This window comes from Streptococcus oralis subsp. dentisani, from assembly GCF_003944205.1.
Lineage (GTDB): Bacteria > Bacillota > Bacilli > Lactobacillales > Streptococcaceae > Streptococcus > Streptococcus oralis_BH.
On record NZ_RJPH01000001.1, the window covers coordinates 322,958 to 344,029 of the forward strand.

Genomic DNA, 21,072 nt, shown 5'->3' on the forward strand with positions numbered 1-21,072 from the left:
ATGGGATTATTTGACCGTCTATTCGGGAAAAAAGAAGAGCCGAAAATCGAAGATGTTGTAAAAGAAGCACTGGAAAATCTTGATTTGTCAGAAGAGGTTGAAGAAAACCAAACGGCAGTCGAAGAAACTTCTCAGGAAGAGACATCGAGAGAAAAAGTGGAAGAAACACCTGCTCAAGAAGAACTTCCTCAGGTCTCGACAGAAGAAGTTATTGAACCAGAAGCAGTCGAGCAAACAAACCAAGAGGCCCCTGGGCTAGAAGCTGATGAACTGGAGCAATTCCAAGAGGCAGAAGAAGTTCTTGAAGAAGAGAACTTAGAAACTGAAGAGTTCGAAGAAGAGCTAGCTTCTGAAGTAGTAGAAGAAGAACTTCCTCAGGTTGAGGAAACCGTTCAGGAAAAATATGACCGCAGTCTCAAGAAAACCCGTACAGGATTCGGAGCTCGTTTGAATGCCTTCTTTGCCAACTTTCGTTCTGTCGATGAAGAATTCTTCGAGGAATTGGAAGAACTGCTCATCATGAGCGACGTCGGTGTGCAAGTCGCTTCAAACTTAACAGAAGAACTACGCTATGAAGCTAAATTAGAAAACGCTAAGAAGCCTGACGCGCTCCGTCGTGTCATTATCGAGAAATTGGTCGAGCTCTATGAGAAGGATGGCAACTACGATGAACAAATCCATTTCCAAGATGGTTTAACAGTCATGCTCTTTGTCGGAGTCAATGGTGTTGGGAAAACAACTTCTATCGGGAAATTAGCTCATCGCTACAAACAAGCTGGCAAGAAAGTCATGTTGGTTGCGGCAGATACCTTCCGTGCGGGTGCTGTGGCCCAGCTAGCTGAATGGGGTCGACGTGTGGATGTTCCTGTTGTGACTGGGCCTGAAAAGGCTGATCCAGCTAGTGTGGTCTTTGATGGGATGGAACGTGCTGTAGCAGAAGGAATTGATATTCTCATGATTGATACAGCAGGGCGTCTGCAAAACAAGGACAACCTCATGGCTGAGTTGGAAAAGATTGGTCGTATTATCAAGCGTGTCGTTCCAGAGGCACCACATGAAACCTTCCTGGCACTCGATGCATCAACTGGACAGAATGCCCTGGTACAAGCCAAGGAATTTTCTAAGATAACACCATTGACAGGAATTGTTTTGACAAAAATTGACGGTACTGCCCGAGGTGGTGTTGTACTGGCAATTCGAGAAGAACTCAATATCCCTGTAAAATTGATCGGTTTCGGTGAAAAAATCGATGATATTGGGGAATTTAACTCAGAAAACTTTATGAAGGGTCTCTTAGAAGGCTTGATTTAATACAAAATAAATATCCTGCAAGATTGACTTGCAGGATATTTTTGCTATTCTAAACGGCCATCTTCACGATAGGCGATATCTGGTTGCCAGGTCCATTTAGCTCCATACTTCTCAAGTAAGTCAAAGCTAGCTTGTGGCCCCATGCTTCCAGCTTTATAATCGTAGAGTGGTGCTCCGTTTTCATCCCAGAGCTTTTCGATACGGTCAATCAATTTCCACGAAGCACTTACCTCATCCCAGTGGCTAAAATTGGTTGAGTTGTTGTTCAAAACATCGTAGATTAATTTCTCGTATGGGTCTGGTGAGGCTCCAGTAGCAGTAGCATCTGTACGGTAATCCAGAGAGCTTGGTGCCAGGTTAAATTCTTCCCCGACTTGCTTACCATTGAGGCTAAGAGAGAATCCTTCAGTTGGTTGGATATAGATGGTCAAGATATTTGGCGCCAAAGGCTCGCCGAAGATTGAGTCCATTTGCTTAAAGACGATATTGACATGAGTTCCTTTTTCAGTCAGACGTTTACCAGTACGGAAGAAGAAGGGAACACCACGGAAACGGTCGCTATCTACAAAGAAGGCACCAGAGGCAAAGGTTTCTGTTGTAGACTCAGGGTTAACGTTTGGCTCGCTACGATAGGAAATGTATTTCATGCCATCAACTTTACCTGAACGGTATTGACCTCGAATAAAGTGTTCTTTTAGTTCTTCATCTGAAGGGTGATAGAGGTTTTTAAAGACCTTGATTTTCTCTGCGCGAATATCATCCTTTGTGAAGCTTGCAGGCTTGTCCATGGCTAGAAGAGAGAGGAGTTGGAGAGTATGGTTTTGCACCATATCACGAAGGGCACCAGATTCATCATAGTAGCCACCACGTTCCTCAACACCCAAGCGCTCAGCAAAGGTAATCTGCACATTATCAATGTGCTCGCGGTTCCAAACATTTTCAAAGATCATATTGGCAAAACGAACCGCAAAGATACTTTGAATCATCTCTTTCCCCAAGTAGTGGTCGATACGGTAGATCTGTTCTTCATCAAATGTTGCTAGAAGATCTTCATTCAGCTTGCTTGCAGTTTCATAGTCTGTACCAAAAGGTTTCTCAACAATCAAGCGCTCAAAGCCTTTGCCGTCAACGATGTTTTCAGACTTGAGGTGTTTGGCAATGGTACCAAAGAATTGAGGAGCCATAGACAAGAAGAAGAGCTTGTTGTGTTCAGCTTGATACTTGTCATTTAGTTCAGCCTGCAATTGACGTAAAGCAATGTAGTGCTCTGTATCATTAACATCATGACTTTGATAGTAGAAATGACTTGCAAACTCTTGGGCTTGCTCGGTACTATCTGCCAAATCAAGGATGGACTCAACAACAACAGATTCGAAATATTCTTTACTCCAAGGTCTACGAGCTGTTCCGATAACAGCAAAATGCTCAGAGAGATTGCCTGATTTATAGAGTCTGAAAAGGGAAGGGTAGAGTTTGCGTTTAGCTAAATCTCCACTCGCACCGAAAATTGTAACAATAACCTTTGATGACATCTAGCTACCTAATTTCTATATTTTTTCCTAGTCGGACTAGGGATGAGATTTCCTCATTATCATAGTTTTTATTTTATCATAATTTTCAAAAAAATCAAAAAATCCAATACGCAATAAAAAAACTGTAAGGAAAACCTTACAGTTTCGACTTATACGTTTAAGACCTTGTCCAAAAACTCTTTTAGACGAGGGTGTTGTGGATTATCAAAGATTTGATCAGGTGTTCCATCTTCCAGGAATTCACCATCAGCCGTAAAGATAACACGGTTGGCTACCTGACGAGCAAATCCCATCTCATGGGTTACGATAATCATGGTCATGCCTTGTTCCGCCAATTCCTTCATAACATTCAGTACATCTCCAACCATTTCAGGGTCAAGAGCGGAAGTTGGCTCATCAAAGAGCATGATATCAGGATTCATGGCAAGTCCACGAGCAATAGCTACACGCTGTTTCTGACCACCTGAAAGACTATCTGGATTGGCATTAGCTTTATCTGCTAGTCCAACCTTTTCAAGCAACTCCATCCCCAATTTTTCAGCTTCTTCTTTGGTCATTCGTTTGTGTTCAATAGGAGCAAAAGTGATATTCTCTAAGACGGACATATGAGGAAAGAGGTTGAAGTGTTGGAAGACCATTCCCACGTTCTCACGAACATGGTCGACATTGGTTGACTTTTCAGTCAAATCATAACCATTCACTGTGATGTGGCCACTCGTTACCTCCTCAAGAAGGTTAAGGCTGCGAAGGAAAGTGGATTTACCAGAACCAGAAGGACCGATGATACAGACAACATCTCCTTCATAGAATTTGGTTGTAATGCCTTTTAAAACTTCATTTTTTCCATAATACTTATGCAAATCATTTACATCAATTTTTAGTTTTGCCATTAACGAATCCTCTTTTCTAAGCGTTTCGCTAGTCTAGTCAAAAGCGTGATAATTACAAGATAGAAGATAGCAAGGATTGCATACATCTTGAAACTTTGGTAGTTACGGGCGATGATGATCTTACCAGTTTGGAAAAGTTCCACCAGACCGATAGCAGACACGATGGTTGTATCTTTAAGAGCGATAACGAATTGGTTGACGAAGTTTGGCAACATTAATTTAGTTGCTTGTGGCAAGATAATCTTACGCATGGTTTTTCCATAAGAGATACCAAGACTGCGGCTGGCTTCCATTTGCCCAACTGGAACAGCTTGAATCCCACCACGCACGATTTCAGCGATATAAGCTGCCGCATTGAGTGAGAGGGCAATAGTACCAGCTACAAAGTCATTGATTGGACTTTGTTGGCCTGTAATCGACTCGATGAAGTTTGGAATCCCCCAGAAGATGAAGGCAGCAAGAATCATCAATGGGATACCGCGAATAACGTCAACGAAAATCTCAGAGATCAGACGAAGAGATTTGTATGGGCTAACGCTAAACATACCGAAGATAATACCGATGACAATAGCAATAGCAAATGAAATAAGCGCTAGAGCAAGAGTGATTCCAAGCCCGCTAAGGAGTTGTTTGTAGTTGTTTTGGAGCAAGCCCCAGATAGTAGTTTCGTCAACTGTACTTGTAGAAGTAGTTGTTGCTCCACTAGCTAGATACTTGTCAAGAATCTTTTGGAATTCTCCGTTAGCTTTAAGATTTGCAAGTCCATTATTGAACATCTGGATCAATTCTGGGTTTGTTCCTTTTTTTACCGCAAAGGCAGTTTCACCGATTGGCGTTCCAGGGATTGGTGTTTTCAATTTTTGCCCTTGGCTGATAGAATATTTGAGAACGGGCTCATCATCCATCACGGCATCGATAGCTCCAGTGTTGAGACTGTCATACATAGATGAACCATCTGAAAAAGTTTTAATCTTATAGCCGTATTTACTTTGATTTTCAGTAAGAAACGTTTGAGAAGCAGTCCCGTTTTTAACACCGACAGTTTTATCCTTGAGGTCTCCATAAGAAGCAATGGTACTTGATTCTTTCACACCGAGAATCGTATTTGCTGTGTAGTATGATTCTGAGAAGTCGAAGGTTTCCTTACGAGCATCCGTAACAGACATACCAGCAATAATACCATCAGCTTGTCCAGCCTGAACAGCACTGATCGCGGCGTCAAAACCTGGGTTGGTTATTTCAATTTCAAAACCTTGGTCTTTGGCAATGGCCTTGATGAGGTCCATATCAATACCGGTGTATTGATTGCTTGAATTTTGAAAGACGAATGGGGCGAAAGATGAGTCGCTGGCAATAATATACTTTGATTTAACAGTGTCAGCTTTTGCTATTCCTAGTGAGAAAATGGGAAATAAAATAAGCAAACATGCTAGGATTTTTTTCTTCATTTTTAGTCTCCTTTCTGAATATTTTTTAATTATAACAGAAAAAAAGCCAGAAGGCAAATTTTAATGATTTTCATGTAAGAAGATGTGACATAAAAGTGCGAATTTGCTAAATCAAGAGATAAAGAATCTAATGGAATTTATGGTAAAATAGAAGAAATAAAAGGCATGCGAGGCAACTATGATCAATCGAATTACAGATAATAAATTTAAACTAGTATCAAAATACCAACCTTCAGGAGATCAACCACAAGCGATTGAGCAGTTGGTTGACAATATCGAGGGTGGAGAAAAAGCTCAAATCCTCATGGGGGCAACTGGTACAGGGAAGACCTATACCATGAGTCAGGTCATTTCCAAAGTTAATAAGCCAACTCTGGTCATTGCCCATAACAAAACCCTAGCTGGTCAGCTCTATGGAGAGTTTAAGGAATTTTTCCCTGATAATGCTGTTGAGTATTTTGTGTCTTACTATGATTATTACCAACCCGAGGCCTATGTTCCTTCTAGTGATACCTATATTGAGAAGGACAGTTCAGTCAATGACGAGATTGACAAGCTTCGTCACTCAGCGACTTCAGCACTTCTGGAGCGCAATGATGTCATCGTTGTGGCTTCTGTCTCTTGTATCTATGGTTTGGGTTCTCCAAAGGAATACGCTGATAGCGTTGTAAGCTTGCGTCCAGGTCTTGAAATTTCTCGTGATAAACTCTTGAATGATTTAGTTGATATCCAGTTTGAGCGTAATGATATTGATTTCCAACGGGGAAGATTTCGTGTACGTGGGGATGTGGTGGAGATTTTCCCAGCTTCTCGTGATGAACACGCTTTTCGAGTAGAGTTTTTCGGGGACGAGATTGACCGTATCCGTGAAGTTGAGGCTTTGACAGGTCAGGTATTGGGAGAAGTGGATCATTTGGCGATTTTCCCAGCCACTCACTTTGTGACCAATGACGACCACATGGAAGTTGCGATTGCGAAAATTCAAGCAGAATTAGAAGAGCAGTTAGCTGTCTTTGAGAAGGAAGGCAAATTACTTGAAGCTCAGCGTTTGAAGCAGCGGACAGAGTATGATATTGAAATGCTACGCGAGATGGGCTATACAAATGGGGTTGAGAACTATTCTCGTCATATGGATGGACGTAGCGAAGGTGAACCTCCTTATACGTTGCTTGATTTCTTCCCAGATGATTTCTTGATCATGATTGATGAAAGTCACATGACCATGGGGCAAATCAAGGGCATGTACAATGGAGACCGTTCGCGTAAGGAAATGCTGGTCAATTACGGGTTCCGTTTACCGTCCGCCTTGGACAATCGTCCTCTCCGTCGGGAAGAGTTTGAAAGTCATGTTCACCAGATTGTTTACGTTTCAGCGACACCAGGCGACTATGAAAATGAACAGACCGAGACAGTGATTGAGCAAATCATTCGTCCGACAGGTCTTTTGGACCCTGAAGTGGAAGTCCGTCCAACTATGGGACAGATTGATGACCTCCTAGGTGAAATCAATGCCCGTGTTGAAAAGAATGAGCGAACTTTTATCACAACCTTGACCAAGAAAATGGCAGAGGACTTGACGGACTACTTCAAAGAAATGGGCATCAAGGTCAAGTACATGCACTCGGATATCAAGACCTTGGAGCGGACAGAGATTATCCGTGACCTGCGCTTGGGTGTTTTTGATGTTTTGGTCGGAATCAATCTGCTTCGTGAAGGAATTGACGTGCCTGAAGTGAGTCTTGTAGCTATTCTTGATGCTGACAAGGAAGGCTTCCTCCGTAACGAACGCGGCCTCATCCAGACCATTGGACGTGCTGCCCGTAACAGCGAAGGGCATGTCATCATGTATGCAGACACGATGACTCAGTCTATGCAACGTGCTATCAATGAAACGGCCCGCCGTCGGAAAATCCAGATGGCTTATAATGCAGAGCATGGTATCGTGCCACAAACCATTAAGAAAGAAATCCGTGATTTGATCGCCGTAACCAAGGCAGTTTCCAAAGAAGAGGACCAGGAAGTCGACATCAATAGCCTCAACAAACAAGAACGCAAAGAACTCGTCAAAAAACTCGAAAAACAAATGCAAGAAGCTGTTGAAGTACTTGACTTTGAACTGGCGGCTCAGATACGTGATATGATGTTGGAAGTCAAGGCGTTAAACTGAAAAATTATAAAGAAATAGAAATATATAGAAAGACATAATATGACAGCAAAAAAAACTAGACACATAGGCATTGAATGTTGTAGAATTTTAGCTATGTTGATGATTTGCAATTTACATGTTTTGGGTATGGGAGGCATTTTGGAGAAAGTTGATAGTCAAAAAGATCTTTACTATATTTTTGCAAATTTTTTAGAAGCTTTCTCATATTCAGCTGTAAATATTTATATTTTAATCAGTGGGTATGTCGGTCTTTATTCACAATTTAGTTATAAAAAAATGTTTAGTTTTTGGGTACAGATTATTTTCTATACTATTTCAATTACTTTTGTATTTGCTATTTTTTCAAAATCATCTGTCAACTTAAGTGATTGGTTTTCAGCTTTAACTCCAATAAGTCATGGACAGTATTGGTATATGAGTTGCTATTTTGGTTTAGTCTTAATAGCACCATTTTTGAATCAAGCAGTGCTGACATTGAAAAAAGAACAATTGCTTCCAATTGTTAGTGGAGCATTTATATACTTTTCTGTCATACCCACAGTATTTAAACAAGATATTCTGGGCTTGTGGGGTGGATATAGTGTATTATGGATGATCCTCTTGTACACTTTGGGAGCAATAATTAGAAAATCAAATTACGAAAGTCGTTTTCAAATAAGTAATGTTAGTGGATTCATTTTATTTCTAACTAGTTTAACTTTTATATTATGCTGGCTTGGTTTTGAACAGTGGAGAAGTTATATTTCTCCGACGGTCACACTGCAAGGAATAGCAATATTTTTACTCTTCTTGAATATTAAAAATCTTCCCTTAACTTTTAAGAAACTCGTTCTTTTAGTATCTCCACTAACTTTGGGTGTTTATCTGTTTCATGTACATCCTCTTATTTTTAGAAGAATTATACCAACCATCCATACTTTAGTTGAAGAACAAGAATTTTCCATGTTTGTCATTATTATTCTAGTTATGACACTGATCCTGTTTTTTTCTGGTGCTATCATTGAGTATTTTAGAAATAAATTAATGGCGTATATTCTTACTTTAATCAAGAGTTTTAAAAATCTTAAACAGACTTAAAACTTTATTGTCTTATTAAAAATAGGAGCAAGAGGCACTAAAATATACACTGTATTGAGAACTTAAGGTTTACTGAGATTATACGTGAACTTATTGCCGTGACCAAGGCAGTTTCCAAAGAAGAGGACAAGGAAGTCGATATCAATAACCTCAAAAACTAAAGCATAAAGAACTCGTCAAGAAACTGGAAAAACAAATGCAAGAAGCCGTCGAAGTGCTTGATTTTGAACTAGCAACTCAGATACGTGGCATGATGCTAGAAGTCAAAGTGTTGGATTAGATAGGAGAAAATGAATGAAAATTTTAGTCATCAACGGACATCCTGACAAGGAAAGTTTCTGTCAAGAAATTTTTCGAACGATTGTAGAAAATATTGACTCAAATCGCCATGAGCTTGAATCTATTAACCTAAATGAGATAGATTTTGATCCTGTATTACGTTGTGGTTATCGAAAACGTATGGAAGAGGACTCTTTCATACGTCGCTCCCAGGAACTAATCCAGTGGGCAGATCATTTCATTTTTGTTTATCCAATTTGGTGGAGTAGTATGCCTAGTCTATTGAAAGGTTGGATTGATCGTGTTTTTACGCCAGGAATTGCATACTCTGCCAATAATCAAGGAAGTTTTATTTGGAACTACTTAAGAGGTCAGCAGTTTAAAAAGTTACTAAAAGGAAAAACTGCTAGTATTTACGCAACCTCCATGGCACCAACATGGTGGTACAAAGTATTTTCAGGTCCTATCAACATTCCAGACAGTTATGGAATATCAGTATTAAAGAATGCTGTCCTGAATCACTGTGGCATTAAAACAAAGAAGGTTTCAATTTTAGGTGAGTTAGGGCGTGAGGTGAATACAAATTCTACAAGACAAAAATTTCTACAAAAAGTAGCAAAGGAAGTCAAGTCGTTGGATTAAGGATAAGAAAATAAATGACGGTTATTATCAAATCAATGGAAACTCCTGAAGAGATAGAAGGTAAATCCCTCGTTCACTGGCAAACGTGGAGAGAGGCTTATGACGACCTTTTGCCTGCAGAATTTCAGGAGACAATGACATTAGAAAGATGTCGATTCTTTAGTCAAAAATATCCAGAAAATACATTGATTGCGATGGACGGCATGAAGGTAGTTGGTTTTATCAGTTATGGGAACTTTCGTAATGAGACTATTCAAGCTGGTGAAATTATCGCCTTATATGTTTTAAAAGACTATTATGGAAAAGGTATTGCTCAGAAGTTAATGACGGAAGCTCTGACTACTCTTGAACATTTCTCTGAAATATTCTTATGGGTATTAAAAGAAAATAAGCGAGCCATTGCTTTTTATCAAAAAATGGGTTTTACTGTTGATGGCCAAGAAAAAATACTTGAACTTGGAAAGCCTATCATTGAAATTAGAATGGTATTTAAGAGTTCAACAAAATCAGAGAGTTAAATGCAAGGACAGTTGTGATTGGTTTTCAGATTGCACAATGAACAAATGATTACGTTTTAGAATATATTTTTAAATAGGGAGAAGTTATTGTGAAAGTAAAAGAGACGAAGTATAAGAAGTCATCGGGGCTAGATTCTCATAAATTAGTAGGGTTCTGTCTTATATTTAGTTTGGTATTAGTGATAGGATTTGGTGTTAATCAAATTTTTAATATCTTACCAATTCCATTGCCCTACAAGGAAATCAATTATAGTTTTCCCTTGTATCTGAATCTTTTTTGTCTAGTTTATAGGGTATTTGATTATTTGTTTCTAGACTCGTCTAGAACAAAGGTGACCCTAAAAAGATTTATTGAATTATTTATCTATCTTAATAGTATCGGTTTAATTGTACATCTTTTTATAGGGGTTAGTGGGAAAAACAGTAAGGGTATTCTGCCTTCCCTCTTATCCTTAGATTACCGCTACATCTGGTTTCCAATTTCAACTTACCTGTTCTTTTTCTCCCTTGCTGGCTTAACCGTTCTATTGCAGAATCATATGGAAAAAATGAGGAATATACCATGATGAAACATTTAACTTTTTTAGAATGGTCTATCTGATTTTACTAGCATTTGTCCTTATCGATTTTGCCTTTCAATATTTGGTTTATCATTCACCCCATTCTTTGGGACAGTTGGCTTTTCCTTTTAATTTTTACTCTGTTTATTCACTTTTGGAGACCTTTGGTAATTCTTGATCTTCTTTTTGGGATAGTTGGAATACAATTTATTCCTATAGTATTTAATACAGGGCTCTTTTTACCAGTTATTTTGGTTATGGCGCATAATATTTGTGATTATTTTAAGAACCGATATCATCTCTTAGAAGGAATCCGTAGCGCTTTTTGTAGTTTCTATATCTGGTTATTTGTAATTGTCGTTTTCGCCTTTACTCCAAATCCTCCTGTTCCAATCACTATTGATTATGAAGTTCAGGAACAAGAAATCGTCATTCAAAAAGGATATTTGCTTCATGAAGTATATTATTACCATGAACGAATAAATCCCTTCATTATGAAATCTAAAATCAAGTACGAAAAAGTCATTTAATATAGAAAGAGAGTCCTATGTCCTGTTCCAAATTAATGATTTTAGGAAGTATATCGTATTAAGCCCAAAAGATAATGGTAGATATGATTTATTTGTATACATCAATCTGGCTCCTTTGAAATATTCAAAAGTTATTCTAGGTCCAAAGGTTACGGATGCAGACTATATTGCTCCTTATCTCAAACTTGCCAATCCTGATATAGAGATAGAAAGCTCGAAAATTCCTTATCGTTCAGTTTAGAAAAAATTAAAGCTTCAAAGAAATTATAATCTTTTTATTAATAAGGAGAATCTAGTAATGAAAAGAAAGTTACTTTTAATTTTCTGTATTATAAATATTGTCCCTTTATTCTTTATTCTACGTTTTGCCTTCCTTTTCTTTACAACAACTTATGACATTTTCCCTGAAGCAAATCAATCGGAGGTAGAGACAGCAGTAAGAAGAACTCTTGATTTGTATGGTTTTAAAGGAGATTTGAAGGTTACGAAGTTTTCTAGAGATAAATGGACTTCTGAAAAATACAAAATTGAATACGATTATAGTGAAGAGGTTGATGGAAGTAGAGTCACTGTGAGTCATGCCTTGTTTTATCGTCCAAAGTCCTCAAAATACAATCCCCAAAAGACTGATGAAGAACTAGCCTATGATGGGAGTACGAAAACCATGTTACAAGAATTTTCAGACATGGCTCATAAACTACTTAACCAGCATCCTGTCAGTATTTCTCACAAAGAGAAGGTAGAGAGTTTTTTTAAGCAATATGAAAATCCAAATCTAGAATATGTGAATAGTTACTGGAGTGTCGATACTGAATCTGAAAATATCCAAGACTATTATGCCCTCATCGAAGAGAACCATAAGGAAGGGAAGGCTTTTCAAGGTTTATATGACCTCCCTATTGATGAATTTTTGGAAAAAGGAATTATTAAAGGAAGTGTTAGATATAAAGATACTGTTTTAGAAGAGGGTGAGAAAGATTATTTTGATAGTGAAGGCGGACTGACAGGATTTATTTCAAATGGGATAGATAATGCCGAGTTGCCAGATGCTTTTTATGAGGTTTCTTACTACTATGGTGCTAAAGGATATCGTTCAGGTAGTAGTGTTTCTTTAAAGGTTCAAAACCATAAGATGCTCTATTATGGAAGTAATTTTAACTAAAAATTTTATAAAATAATAGACGAGATAATTTAAAAGTGATGGATATTAGTCATTAGTTAGTAGTTTGAATTTAAAGGAGAAATAGATAGTGAAAAATTCAAGTACTTTTAACAAGCTTATTTATACTGTCCTATATTCCTTACTGATAGCATTTGTTATCGCTCATTTCATATTATGGTCATTTGGTTTATCATTTACTCCGATTATTTGGAATATTTGGCTCTTTCTTCTAATTTTTACTCTATTTATTCGCTTTTTGAGGTCCTTTGCAATTCTTGATCTTCTATTTGGGATATTTGGACTGAAATTTATTCCCATAGTGTGGAATACAAGGCTTTTTGTTCCAATTATCCTCTCTATTTTGCATATTTTTATTTACTTTTTAAAGGGGAAATATCGCTTCCTTGAAGGAGTGCGCAGTGCGATTTGTAGTTTTTATATTTGGTTATTTGTAATTGTCGTCTTCGCTTTTATTCCAAATCCTCCTGTTCCAATCACTATTGATTATGAAGTTAGGGAACAAGAAATTGTCATAACAAAAGGATATTTGCTTCATGATGTATACTATTATCATGAGCTGATTAATCCCTTTATCATGAAATCTGACATCAAGTCTGAAAAAATTATATAACAACTTAGAAAGTGAGCAAATCTATGTCCCGTGCCCAAGCAACTATTTTAACCAACATCTGTCTAATCGAAGATCTAGAAAATAAGCGAGTAGTCATGCAATATCGTTCTCCTGAAAACAATCGCTGGTCTGGCTATGCCTTTCCAGGAGGACATGTTGAGAATGGCGAGGCTTTTGCCGAGTCTGTCATTCGTGAGATTTATGAAGAAACGGGTCTGACTATTCAGAATCCCCAACTGGTCGGTATTAAAAATTGGCCATTAGATACAGGTGGGCGCTATATTGTCATTTGTTATAAGGCGACTGAGTTCTCTGGGATCCTTCGCTCTTCAGATGAAGGAGAAGTATCTTGGGTGCAAAAAGACCAGATTCCAAACTTGGATCTGGCCTATGATATGCTACCCTTGATGGAGATGATGGAAGCACCTGACAAGTCTGAGTTCTTCTATCGCCACCGTACAGAGGACGGCTGGGAAAAAGAAATTTTCTAGTCTTTTACTAAATAACCTAACTGATCCAAGGCCTCCTCGATATAGTGGAGGTCTTGTTGTGTCTCGGCTTCAACAAGGTGGTAATGGATGCCGTCTGTCAATTCAGAAAGGGGTCTAAAGTCTGAATTCTCGACTTGTTCCAGAAAGTGCTGGACATCTCGGCGGCAGGTGAGTTTGAGTAGGGTTTCAATTTCGCCATAAACGGGATGATCGATTAAGATATTTTGAACGCGTCCGCCATTATCTACAATAGCTAGAAGTTCCTGACCGATTTCTTCCAGTTCATGTTTCACTTTAAAGAGTTTGTGCACGTAGGGGCTGGCATCATTTTCTTTGTAGATATAGCCACGGTTGGTGGATAGGATAGGAGCTCCATCTGCTCGGAGAATAGCGATGTCCTGTACAATGACTTGGCGCGTAACATGAAAGTGTTCAGCCAAGGTTTGACCATTGAGAGCTTTTGGCGCCTCTTTTAACAGTTTGAGAAGAGCTTGTTTGCGATCCTTTGTCATAGTTTTTCCTTTTAGCGACGTTTTCGAAGCACTTTATAGACAGCTAGTGCTAATGTATAGTCTACCATACTATGGATGATTGTGCCAAAACCAACTAGGACAAAGAGAACATAAAACATATTTTCAACATTTGTCCCTGAAGTAGCATAAAAGATGATACAAGCGATTACTTCAGCGATAGCATGAACAACACCCAAAACAAAGTTAAAAATCCAAGATGCCTTTGGTTTATCCAAGGTTTCAGGGAATTTCTTTAAGTACAAAGCCCCCAAAGTACCAAAAACGATGTGAGAAAAGGCGCGTAGGACAATAACCATAGGGTAGCCTGCCATCAGGAAACCGAGACTAGAAGCAATAATCACAAAAGCAGCCATCAAAGGCGAAAGAAACATGGCGATAAAGATGGGGATATGACTTCCCAAAGTGTAAGAAGCTGGTGGGATGACGATTTTAAAAGGCATAATGATCGGAATCAAAATCGCGATTGCTGTGAGTAGTGCAGTCATAGTCATAAACTGCGTTTTTTTCCGTATATCCATAAGAACCTCCATTTAACTGTATATACACAAGTATAGTACAATAAATAGTCAGACATGTCAAGAATTTATTTTGATTTTATTGAAAATTTTCAAAAGTATAGGTGGTGGATTCAAAGGATTTTCATATATTTTCAAAATTTTGAACGAATGACTCCTTGGTAAATAACCATTTATGAATAGAAGATGAGCCTTTACTGGTGAAAACTAAAACTCCACCTTCAGGACGAAAGTGGAGTTGTTTTTTTTTATTTCTTCAAGGTTTGTAAACGTGGGACAATTGCTACTGTTAGAACGGCAGAAATGACAAGCTCGGCAATTGAGTTTGTAGAAATAACGGTTGCCAGGAGTTTTTGGATATTGCCGTCGAAGACATTTCCAAAAAGGAAGAAGATTCCCCCAAGGACAAAGACGGTATTAGTAAGGGAACCGAGAGCACCAGCAAAGATGAGACCCGTTCTGTTTTTTAATAATTTATAAACCAAGTAAGGTGTCAGACCGATCAAAACGCGAGGGACAATAGCGATAATCGCAGAATAGATGTTTCCGTTCGGCACGAATGGTGAGAAGAGGTAGCTTGTTGGAAGGATGGTAATTGTGTTTACCGTTAAGCTCAATAGCCCCATAAGAAAACCAAGTGTAACCCCAACCCGAGGACCATAGATGATGCTAGCAATAATGACAGGAATATGAACGATAGTTGGTTTAATCGGGAATGGGAAAAGGTTAAATAGGAGAGAACTCAAAAAGTGGATAACGAGCATAACTGCAAAAAAGATAGCAATGGGAGCAATGTTAGAGCGTTTGTTCATTAAGGGTTTCCTTTATTCTTTCTAAAATAGTATTTAGGTCAGCTAGGGCGCCTTTGCCGTGATCGCCACAGGCTAGTAGAGATTCCTTGGGAGAGATGATCTGATAACCATAGGTCTCTAATGTTTTTAGATTAGCCTGAGTTGCCGGATGGTCATACATTTTTGTGTTCATGGCTGGTGCGAGTAACTTCTTGACATGTTCTGGCAAGGCAAGTGCTGTACTCGTAACCATGTTATCCGCAAAACCATGTGCTAGTTTGGCAATGGTATTAGCGGTAGCAGGGACGACGATAAAAAGGTCGGTTTCTTTGCCTCTTTCAATATGATTGACTTGATCAGGAGCGGGTTCCTGCATGACATCAAGGTGGACAGGATTTTGAGAGAGGACTTGTAGTGTCAACGGTTGGATAAACTCTGTAGCAGCCTCGGTCATTAAGACAGTGACATGATGACCTTGTTTTTTCAAGGAACTGACCAGGTCAGCTGATTTATAGGAGGCAATGGAACCTGTCACTGCGATCAGAATATTTGCCATGGCTTTCCTTTCTATGAATCGTATGTTTGAATTTTTTCAAGGAGAAGGTTTGCGATTTCTTCTTTGGTTTGAACGGTTTGGAGTTGCTCTTTCTCAACAAAGATTGCATGATGCTGATTTGCTGAGATTTGAGTCAGATCATTTGCGATGATCAAGTCTGCTTGGTTCTTGATAAGACTCTTTCGTGCGATCTCAATGAGATAATCCTCAGAGACATCAACCAGCAATTTAAACCCAATCAGATGAATAGCAGGATTCCATTCTTTGACTAGAGAGATGATTTTGGGTGTCTTTTTCAGGAATAAAACCTGCACCTCATCAGTTGAAGAAATCTTAGCTTGATGATTCTGCTTGCTTAAAAATTCTTCTAGATTGGAACTAGCCTGAACCTCCTCAAGCCCTGTCATATAAACAGGAGTGTAATCAGATACGGCCATTGAATGAATCAAGACCTGGTAATCCTTGACACGTTCTAGCATTTCCACTAGAAGGTCGTTGGTATTGTCAATTTCTCGAATGCTTAGGTTGGGATGAGATTCTGGCTTCAAAGCTCGTTTTGTCGTTATCAAACAAACTTCATGCCCTGCAGCAAGCAAGGTTTCTGTGATGATTTTTCCCAAACGACCTGTAGAATGGTTAGTGATAGAGCGGACGCTATCGATAGCTTCACTCGTACCGCCCGACGTAACTAAAATTTTCATAGGACTATTGTACACAAAAATGATATGCAAGTCAAAGAAAGCATTTAAAAGAAAAATATATTATTATTGACATTTATAGTAATAAATAAGATAATGAATCTAAGTAAATTAAAAGGGGTATTATTATGGATTTTTTTAAATTTGCAGGCAACATTGCAAAGGAAGCTGGTAAAGTATTGAATGATGTCGGTTCTGCTACTAGCGACGCCTTAAATGAAGCGAGTAAATTTACTGGAGAGGTTATTACAGAATCTGTAAAAACTATAGGTGAAGTATCAGGCCAAGTTGGTAATGTTGTCTCAGACGTCTCAGAGAAAGCTGTTGGAGTTGCCGGAGATGTAGCACATCAGATAACTAATGTGACTTTTGAAACATTTAACGAAGCTGGGAAAATAGCGAATAATACAAAAGAACAAATTGAATCGGTAGACCTTTTTAATTCTAAACTAAGACAAGAAGCTGTTGATGGATATAATGAAGCTATTAGTTATTATAATGAGGAAGCTGATAGCTTGGCTAATAAATCAATAGAGCTTTATCAGGTTAGGGATAAAGCTATCAAAGTTGTAAAAATTGTTGAAGAAAGAATTAACAAACTAGCAAATAAACAAAAAGAGTTTGAAACAAAATTAGAAGCAATTGATGTTGAAATTCAAAATTTTGAAGATAAGCAAATTGCTATTTCACAGTCAATTAAGGAAGCTGAATTAGCAAGTGGTAGCACAGCGGCTACGGCTTCACTTAGCGCATTAGGAGTAACAGTTGCAACTTTAGGGCCTACTGCCGCTATGGGTGTTGCAACTACATTTGGTGTTGCATCAACAGGTACTGCAATTTCAAGTTTGACAGGTGCTGCAGCAAATAGCGCCGCTCTGGCTTGGTTAGGTGGTGGAAGTTTAGCAGCTGGTGGCGGTGGAATGGCAGCAGGTAACGCATTTTTAGCATTAGCTGGTCCTGTCGGTTGGGGAATTGCAGGCGTTATGTTGACCGCTTCTGTAGGCGCTGGTGTAGTAGCTAATAGGAAAAATGAAGAAGTTGCAAAAGAAGCTATAGAGGAACAGAAAAAGGTAGAATTGTTGACTAGACAACTTAAAGAAAAAGTAATAGAAGTTACAGAATTAATAGAACTAACAGAAAAACAAACAGAGGGAATATACTTAGCTAATTTATCTTTAACTGGGATGGACTATAGCTTATTTACTGATGACGAAAAATATCAAGCAGGTGCTTTAGTGAATTCAACTCTATCATTGACTGCTATGGTAAATAAGGAAATTAGAATAAATGAGTAACCAGATTTTTAATCAAGCTTTTAACCAAGGTATTGGTGCATATGTCAATTGTTTAAATAACTTGAGAATTCAAGATTTACATAATGCTATGAAAATTATAGAGGATGAAGCACGCAGAGTCATCTTAAACAAGGACAATGCCTCAAAAATTTTAAACTATACGAGAGACAATATTGAAGACGTTATTCTAAAGAAGCGTGGAGGAGATTATGGTGGTCACGGCTTTATCGCTGAATTTGCAGAAGCAGGGATTGTAAATGCGAGGAGAGCCATTGAAGGGTTAAATCCTATTGTAAAAGTATTGAATGATAATGGACCAGCCGATTTATTAATTGGTAGAAATACCATTCAAATGAAGTTTTATGATAATTTACGTGATGAACTAGCTCAATCGTTTCATTACAGTTCAAAAATGAAAATGATGTTTCCAAAAGATCACGTTCTAGTATTTGAAAAAATAATGGCTGGGTCCAAGGAAGTTGAATTGAATGGTAAAAGATTGTCTATTAAACAAATTACGGACATACGACAAATAATCAATGATATTACCGAAAGCAAGGGACTTACTTCATATAAATCTTGGATGAAATCATCTGTTCTAAATTATAATGATGCTCAAAAAAATTCAATTCATTCTCTTTTAGATTCCGAAGAGAAGAATATTCGTAAAACAGTCAGACTAAAACAACAAGAATTAAATAAAAAAAGATTAGTGGCCCAAAAACGTGCATTACCAAATTTAAAAGAAGCTAACAAAGTTGCAAGAAACGCAGCTTTTTTACAAGGTGGTTTAGCATTAATGTCGACTGTGTATGGAAAATACAAAGAAGGTAGAACAATTTTTGAATTCACTCAAACAGATTGGCAAGATTGTGGATTAGAAACTATAGAAGGAGCCGTAAAAGGAGCTATATCAGGTTACACGATTTATGGCCTCACGAATGTTTTTAAAATGAGTGCACCAAGTGCAAGTGCATTTGTGACAGTTACCTACGGAATGATTGATATTATTACAAAGTTTAGAACATCTAGATTAACTGAAGAGGAATTTATAAATCTAGTCACTCTAAGTGCACTAGATGCTTCCTTTGCTACAATTGGTGCTTGTGTAGGGCAAACAATGATTCCTTTTCCAATTTTGGGAGCTGTGTTAGGTTCAATAACTAGTTCAATAATTTGGGAGATAGGTAAGGGGATTTTAAACGAAAGAGAACAAAACATAATTCAAGATTACAGGGAAAATCTGAATAGTTACATAAAAACTTTAGACGAAAATTATCTTGTCATTTACAACGAAATTATAGAAAAGTATAAAAAATTGGGTGAAATACAAGCATATTCGTTTGATTTGTCAATAAATACTAAACTTAGATTTGAGTACTCTATTGAGATGGCGGAAAATTTAGAAATCGAAGATAAAAGAATTCTTCATGATTTGACTGAAATTGATAGTTATTTTCTTTCCTAGATTATTTTCAGATTCTTTATAGTCTAAAACTATAAAAGCATATAAAATTTTAAAAAGCGCTATTGTAACCCCTGAAATATTGATATTTACGAACGTTTTAAGAGTTTAAGGGTGTTAAAAATCTTGTTTTGTGTTATAATGAATTATCACATTAGAGGCCAGAGGAGTTTTGAATGAAAACAGATATTGAAATCGCACAGAGTATTGAGTTGAAACCAATCGTGGATGTTGTAGAGAAACTTGGTATTTCTTACGACGATTTGGAGTTGTATGGAAAGTACAAGGCTAAACTCAGCTTTGATAAAATTCGTGCAGTTGAGAGCAATCCAGTTGGCAAATTGATCTTGGTTACTGCCATCAACCCAACGCCTGCAGGTGAAGGGAAATCAACCATTACCATTGGTCTTGCAGACGCCTTGAACAAGATTGGTAAGAAAACCATGATTGCTATTCGCGAACCGTCTCTTGGTCCAGTCATGGGGATCAAGGGAGGTGCAGCCGGTGGTGGTTATGCGCAAGTTCTGCCAATGGAGGACATCAACCTTCACTTTACTGGGGATATGCATGCCATTACAACTGCCAACAATGCCCTTTCTGCTTTGATTGACAATCACTTGCACCAAGGGAATGAGTTGGGAATTGACCAACGTCGTATCCTTTGGAAACGTGTCGTGGACTTGAATGACCGTGCACTTCGTCATGTGACCGTTGGACTTGGTGGTCCTCTAAACGGTATTCCACGTGAGGATGGTTTCGATATTACCGTAGCTTCAGAAATCATGGCCATTCTGTGTTTGGCGACGGATATTGAAGATTTGAAACGTCGTTTGGCAAATATCGTTATCGGCTATCGTTACGACCGTACGCCTGTTTCAGTTGGTGATTTGCAGGTTGAGGGTGCTTTGGCTTTGATCTTGAAGGATGCTATTAAGCCAAACTTAGTTCAGACAATTTACGGTACACCTGCCTTTGTACACGGTGGTCCATTTGCCAACATTGCTCATGGATGTAACTCTGTTTTGGCAACAAGTACAGCCCTTCGCTTGGCTGACTATACTGTTACTGAAGCTGGTTTTGGTGCGGACCTTGGCGCTGAAAAATTCCTTGATATCAAGACACCAAACTTGCCAACTTCTCCAGATGCGGTAGTCATCGTTGCAACCCTTCGTGCCCTTAAGATGAATGGTGGCGTTGCTAAAGATGCTCTGACAGAAGAAAACGTAGAAGCAGTTCGCGCAGGTTTTGCTAACTTGAGACGCCATGTTGAAAACATCCGTAAGTTTGGTATTCCTGCAGTTGTCGCGATTAACGAATTTGTCTCTGATACAGAAGCTGAAATCGCAGCCTTGAAAGAACTCTGTGCTTCAATTGATGTGCCAGTTGAACTAGCAAGTGTCTGGGCTGATGGCGCGGAAGGTGGAGTAGCTCTTGCTGAAACGGTTGTTAAGACTATCGCAGAAAATCCAGCTAACTACACACGTCTTTATGACAACGACCTTTCTGTCCAAGAAAAGATTGAAAAGATTGTTACAGAGATCTACCGTGGTAGCAAAGTAAACTTTGAGAAGAAAGCTCAAACGCAAATCGCTCAAATCGTTCAGAATGGTTGGGACAAATTGCCAATCTGTATGGCAAAAACTCAGTACAGTTTCTCAGACAATCCAAATGCACTTGGAGCCCCAGAAAACTTTGAAATTACCATTCGTGAGTTGGTACCAAAATTGGGTGCAGGTTTTATCGTTGCCCTAACAGGTGATGTTATGACCATGCCAGGTCTTCCAAAACGACCAGCGGCTCTCAATATGGATGTTGAAAGTGATGGAACTGTTCTAGGATTGTTCTAATAGTTTAATTGAAGTCAAATGAGTTTGGAAAAGCTATCCAAGCTCATTTTCTTGTCTAGATATGAGGCGTTGTCTTCAGCTGATGAGAGAATCGCTTTCTAGACGTAACTAGTCTAGGAAAAGATATTTTCCCT

Annotated in this window: 20 protein-coding genes and 2 pseudogenes; 14 read left to right on the forward strand and 8 right to left on the reverse strand. The window is 38.5% G+C overall.

Translation table 11 applies throughout. The annotated features are described in order from the left end of the window. A complete protein-coding gene (gene ftsY, locus D8805_RS01600; RefSeq protein WP_125415202.1) occupies positions 1–1,311 on the forward strand; it encodes a signal recognition particle-docking protein FtsY in 1,311 nt (436 codons plus the stop codon). A gap of 44 nt (positions 1,312–1,355) precedes the next feature. Here the strand turns inward: ftsY and zwf are convergent, their stop codons facing one another. From zwf to D8805_RS01615, 3 genes are all read right to left on the reverse strand, one after another. Next, positions 1,356–2,843, reverse strand: coding sequence for a glucose-6-phosphate dehydrogenase (gene zwf / locus D8805_RS01605; protein WP_125415203.1), 1,488 nt, complete (start codon positions 2,841–2,843; stop codon positions 1,356–1,358). A gap of 149 nt (positions 2,844–2,992) precedes the next feature. Beyond that, a complete protein-coding gene (locus D8805_RS01610) occupies positions 2,993–3,733 on the reverse strand; it encodes an amino acid ABC transporter ATP-binding protein (protein WP_001096337.1) in 741 nt (246 codons plus the stop codon). Further along, positions 3,733–5,181 (reverse strand): amino acid ABC transporter substrate-binding protein/permease, encoded by a 1,449-nt coding sequence (locus D8805_RS01615; protein WP_125415204.1) that lies wholly within the window; start codon positions 5,179–5,181, stop codon positions 3,733–3,735. The genes D8805_RS01610 and D8805_RS01615 overlap by 1 nt, the downstream gene beginning before the upstream one ends. 178 nt (positions 5,182–5,359) lie before the next feature. On the opposite strand from D8805_RS01615, the gene uvrB reads away from it, so the two are divergent. The 10 genes and pseudogenes from uvrB to D8805_RS01670 all read left to right on the forward strand — a co-directional run bounded on the left by uvrB (position 5,360) and on the right by D8805_RS01670 (position 13,238). Continuing rightward, entirely contained in the window at positions 5,360–7,348 is a 1,989-nt protein-coding gene (gene uvrB / locus D8805_RS01620) for an excinuclease ABC subunit UvrB (RefSeq protein WP_125415205.1), read from the forward strand. A 39-nt stretch (positions 7,349–7,387) separates the two neighbouring features. Next, positions 7,388–8,425: an acyltransferase gene (locus D8805_RS01625; RefSeq protein WP_125415206.1), complete on the forward strand. Its 1,038-nt coding sequence runs from the start codon at positions 7,388–7,390 to the stop codon at positions 8,423–8,425. An 80-nt stretch (positions 8,426–8,505) separates the two neighbouring features. Beyond that, positions 8,506–8,705: pseudogene (locus D8805_RS10400) on the forward strand (UvrB/UvrC motif-containing protein); the annotation flags it as partial. A gap of 14 nt (positions 8,706–8,719) precedes the next feature. Next, on the forward strand, positions 8,720–9,346 hold the full coding sequence (locus D8805_RS01635) for an NAD(P)H-dependent oxidoreductase (RefSeq protein ID WP_125415207.1): 627 nt from the start codon (positions 8,720–8,722) through the stop codon (positions 9,344–9,346). 14 nt (positions 9,347–9,360) lie between these two features. After that, a complete protein-coding gene (locus D8805_RS01640) occupies positions 9,361–9,864 on the forward strand; it encodes a GNAT family N-acetyltransferase (RefSeq protein ID WP_084973589.1) in 504 nt (167 codons plus the stop codon). 817 nt (positions 9,865–10,681) lie between these two features. Further along, positions 10,682–10,954, forward strand: a complete 273-nt coding sequence (locus D8805_RS10215) for a hypothetical protein (RefSeq protein WP_240146449.1) — start codon at positions 10,682–10,684, stop codon at positions 10,952–10,954. A 31-nt stretch (positions 10,955–10,985) separates the two neighbouring features. Further along, a pseudogene (locus tag D8805_RS01655) lies at positions 10,986–11,195 on the forward strand (DUF2971 domain-containing protein); the annotation flags it as partial. Between the two features lie 57 nt (positions 11,196–11,252). After that, positions 11,253–12,116: a hypothetical protein gene (locus D8805_RS01660; protein WP_125415208.1), complete on the forward strand. Its 864-nt coding sequence runs from the start codon at positions 11,253–11,255 to the stop codon at positions 12,114–12,116. Between the two features lie 88 nt (positions 12,117–12,204). Further along, on the forward strand, positions 12,205–12,747 hold the full coding sequence (locus D8805_RS01665; protein WP_125415209.1) for a hypothetical protein: 543 nt from the start codon (positions 12,205–12,207) through the stop codon (positions 12,745–12,747). A 23-nt stretch (positions 12,748–12,770) separates the two neighbouring features. Beyond that, positions 12,771–13,238 (forward strand): 8-oxo-dGTP diphosphatase, encoded by a 468-nt coding sequence (locus D8805_RS01670; protein ID WP_125415210.1) that lies wholly within the window; start codon positions 12,771–12,773, stop codon positions 13,236–13,238. On the opposite strand, the gene D8805_RS01675 is transcribed toward D8805_RS01670, so the two are convergent. The 5 genes from D8805_RS01675 to coaB all read right to left on the reverse strand — a co-directional run bounded on the left by D8805_RS01675 (position 13,235) and on the right by coaB (position 16,334). Beyond that, the gene (locus tag D8805_RS01675; protein ID WP_000159158.1) at positions 13,235–13,750 is read right to left on the reverse strand and encodes a transcription repressor NadR; all 516 of its coding nucleotides are present in this window, start codon (positions 13,748–13,750) and stop codon (positions 13,235–13,237) included. The two genes, D8805_RS01670 and D8805_RS01675, sit on opposite strands and share 4 nt — an antisense overlap. A gap of 11 nt (positions 13,751–13,761) precedes the next feature. Continuing rightward, positions 13,762–14,289, reverse strand: a complete 528-nt coding sequence (locus D8805_RS01680) for an ECF transporter S component (RefSeq protein WP_000354640.1) — start codon at positions 14,287–14,289, stop codon at positions 13,762–13,764. Positions 14,290–14,534: 245 nt separating this feature from the next. After that, on the reverse strand, positions 14,535–15,098 hold the full coding sequence (locus D8805_RS01685; protein WP_042767843.1) for an ECF transporter S component: 564 nt from the start codon (positions 15,096–15,098) through the stop codon (positions 14,535–14,537). Further along, positions 15,082–15,633: a phosphopantothenoylcysteine decarboxylase gene (gene coaC / locus D8805_RS01690; RefSeq protein WP_125415211.1), complete on the reverse strand. Its 552-nt coding sequence runs from the start codon at positions 15,631–15,633 to the stop codon at positions 15,082–15,084. Before coaC ends, D8805_RS01685 begins: the two co-directional genes overlap by 17 nt. A gap of 11 nt (positions 15,634–15,644) precedes the next feature. Next, a complete protein-coding gene (gene coaB / locus D8805_RS01695) occupies positions 15,645–16,334 on the reverse strand; it encodes a phosphopantothenate--cysteine ligase (protein WP_125415212.1) in 690 nt (229 codons plus the stop codon). A gap of 125 nt (positions 16,335–16,459) precedes the next feature. On the opposite strand from coaB, the gene D8805_RS01700 reads away from it, so the two are divergent. The 3 genes from D8805_RS01700 to D8805_RS01710 all read left to right on the forward strand — a co-directional run bounded on the left by D8805_RS01700 (position 16,460) and on the right by D8805_RS01710 (position 20,938). Then, complete coding sequence (locus tag D8805_RS01700) at positions 16,460–17,626, forward strand: hypothetical protein (RefSeq protein WP_125415213.1); 1,167 nt, start codon at positions 16,460–16,462, stop codon at positions 17,624–17,626. Further along, positions 17,619–19,094, forward strand: coding sequence for a hypothetical protein (locus D8805_RS01705; RefSeq protein ID WP_093585240.1), 1,476 nt, complete (start codon positions 17,619–17,621; stop codon positions 19,092–19,094). The genes D8805_RS01700 and D8805_RS01705 overlap by 8 nt, the downstream gene beginning before the upstream one ends. 173 nt (positions 19,095–19,267) lie before the next feature. Beyond that, positions 19,268–20,938, forward strand: coding sequence for a formate--tetrahydrofolate ligase (locus tag D8805_RS01710; RefSeq protein WP_093585243.1), 1,671 nt, complete (start codon positions 19,268–19,270; stop codon positions 20,936–20,938). The last annotated feature ends 134 nt before the right edge of the window (positions 20,939–21,072 follow it).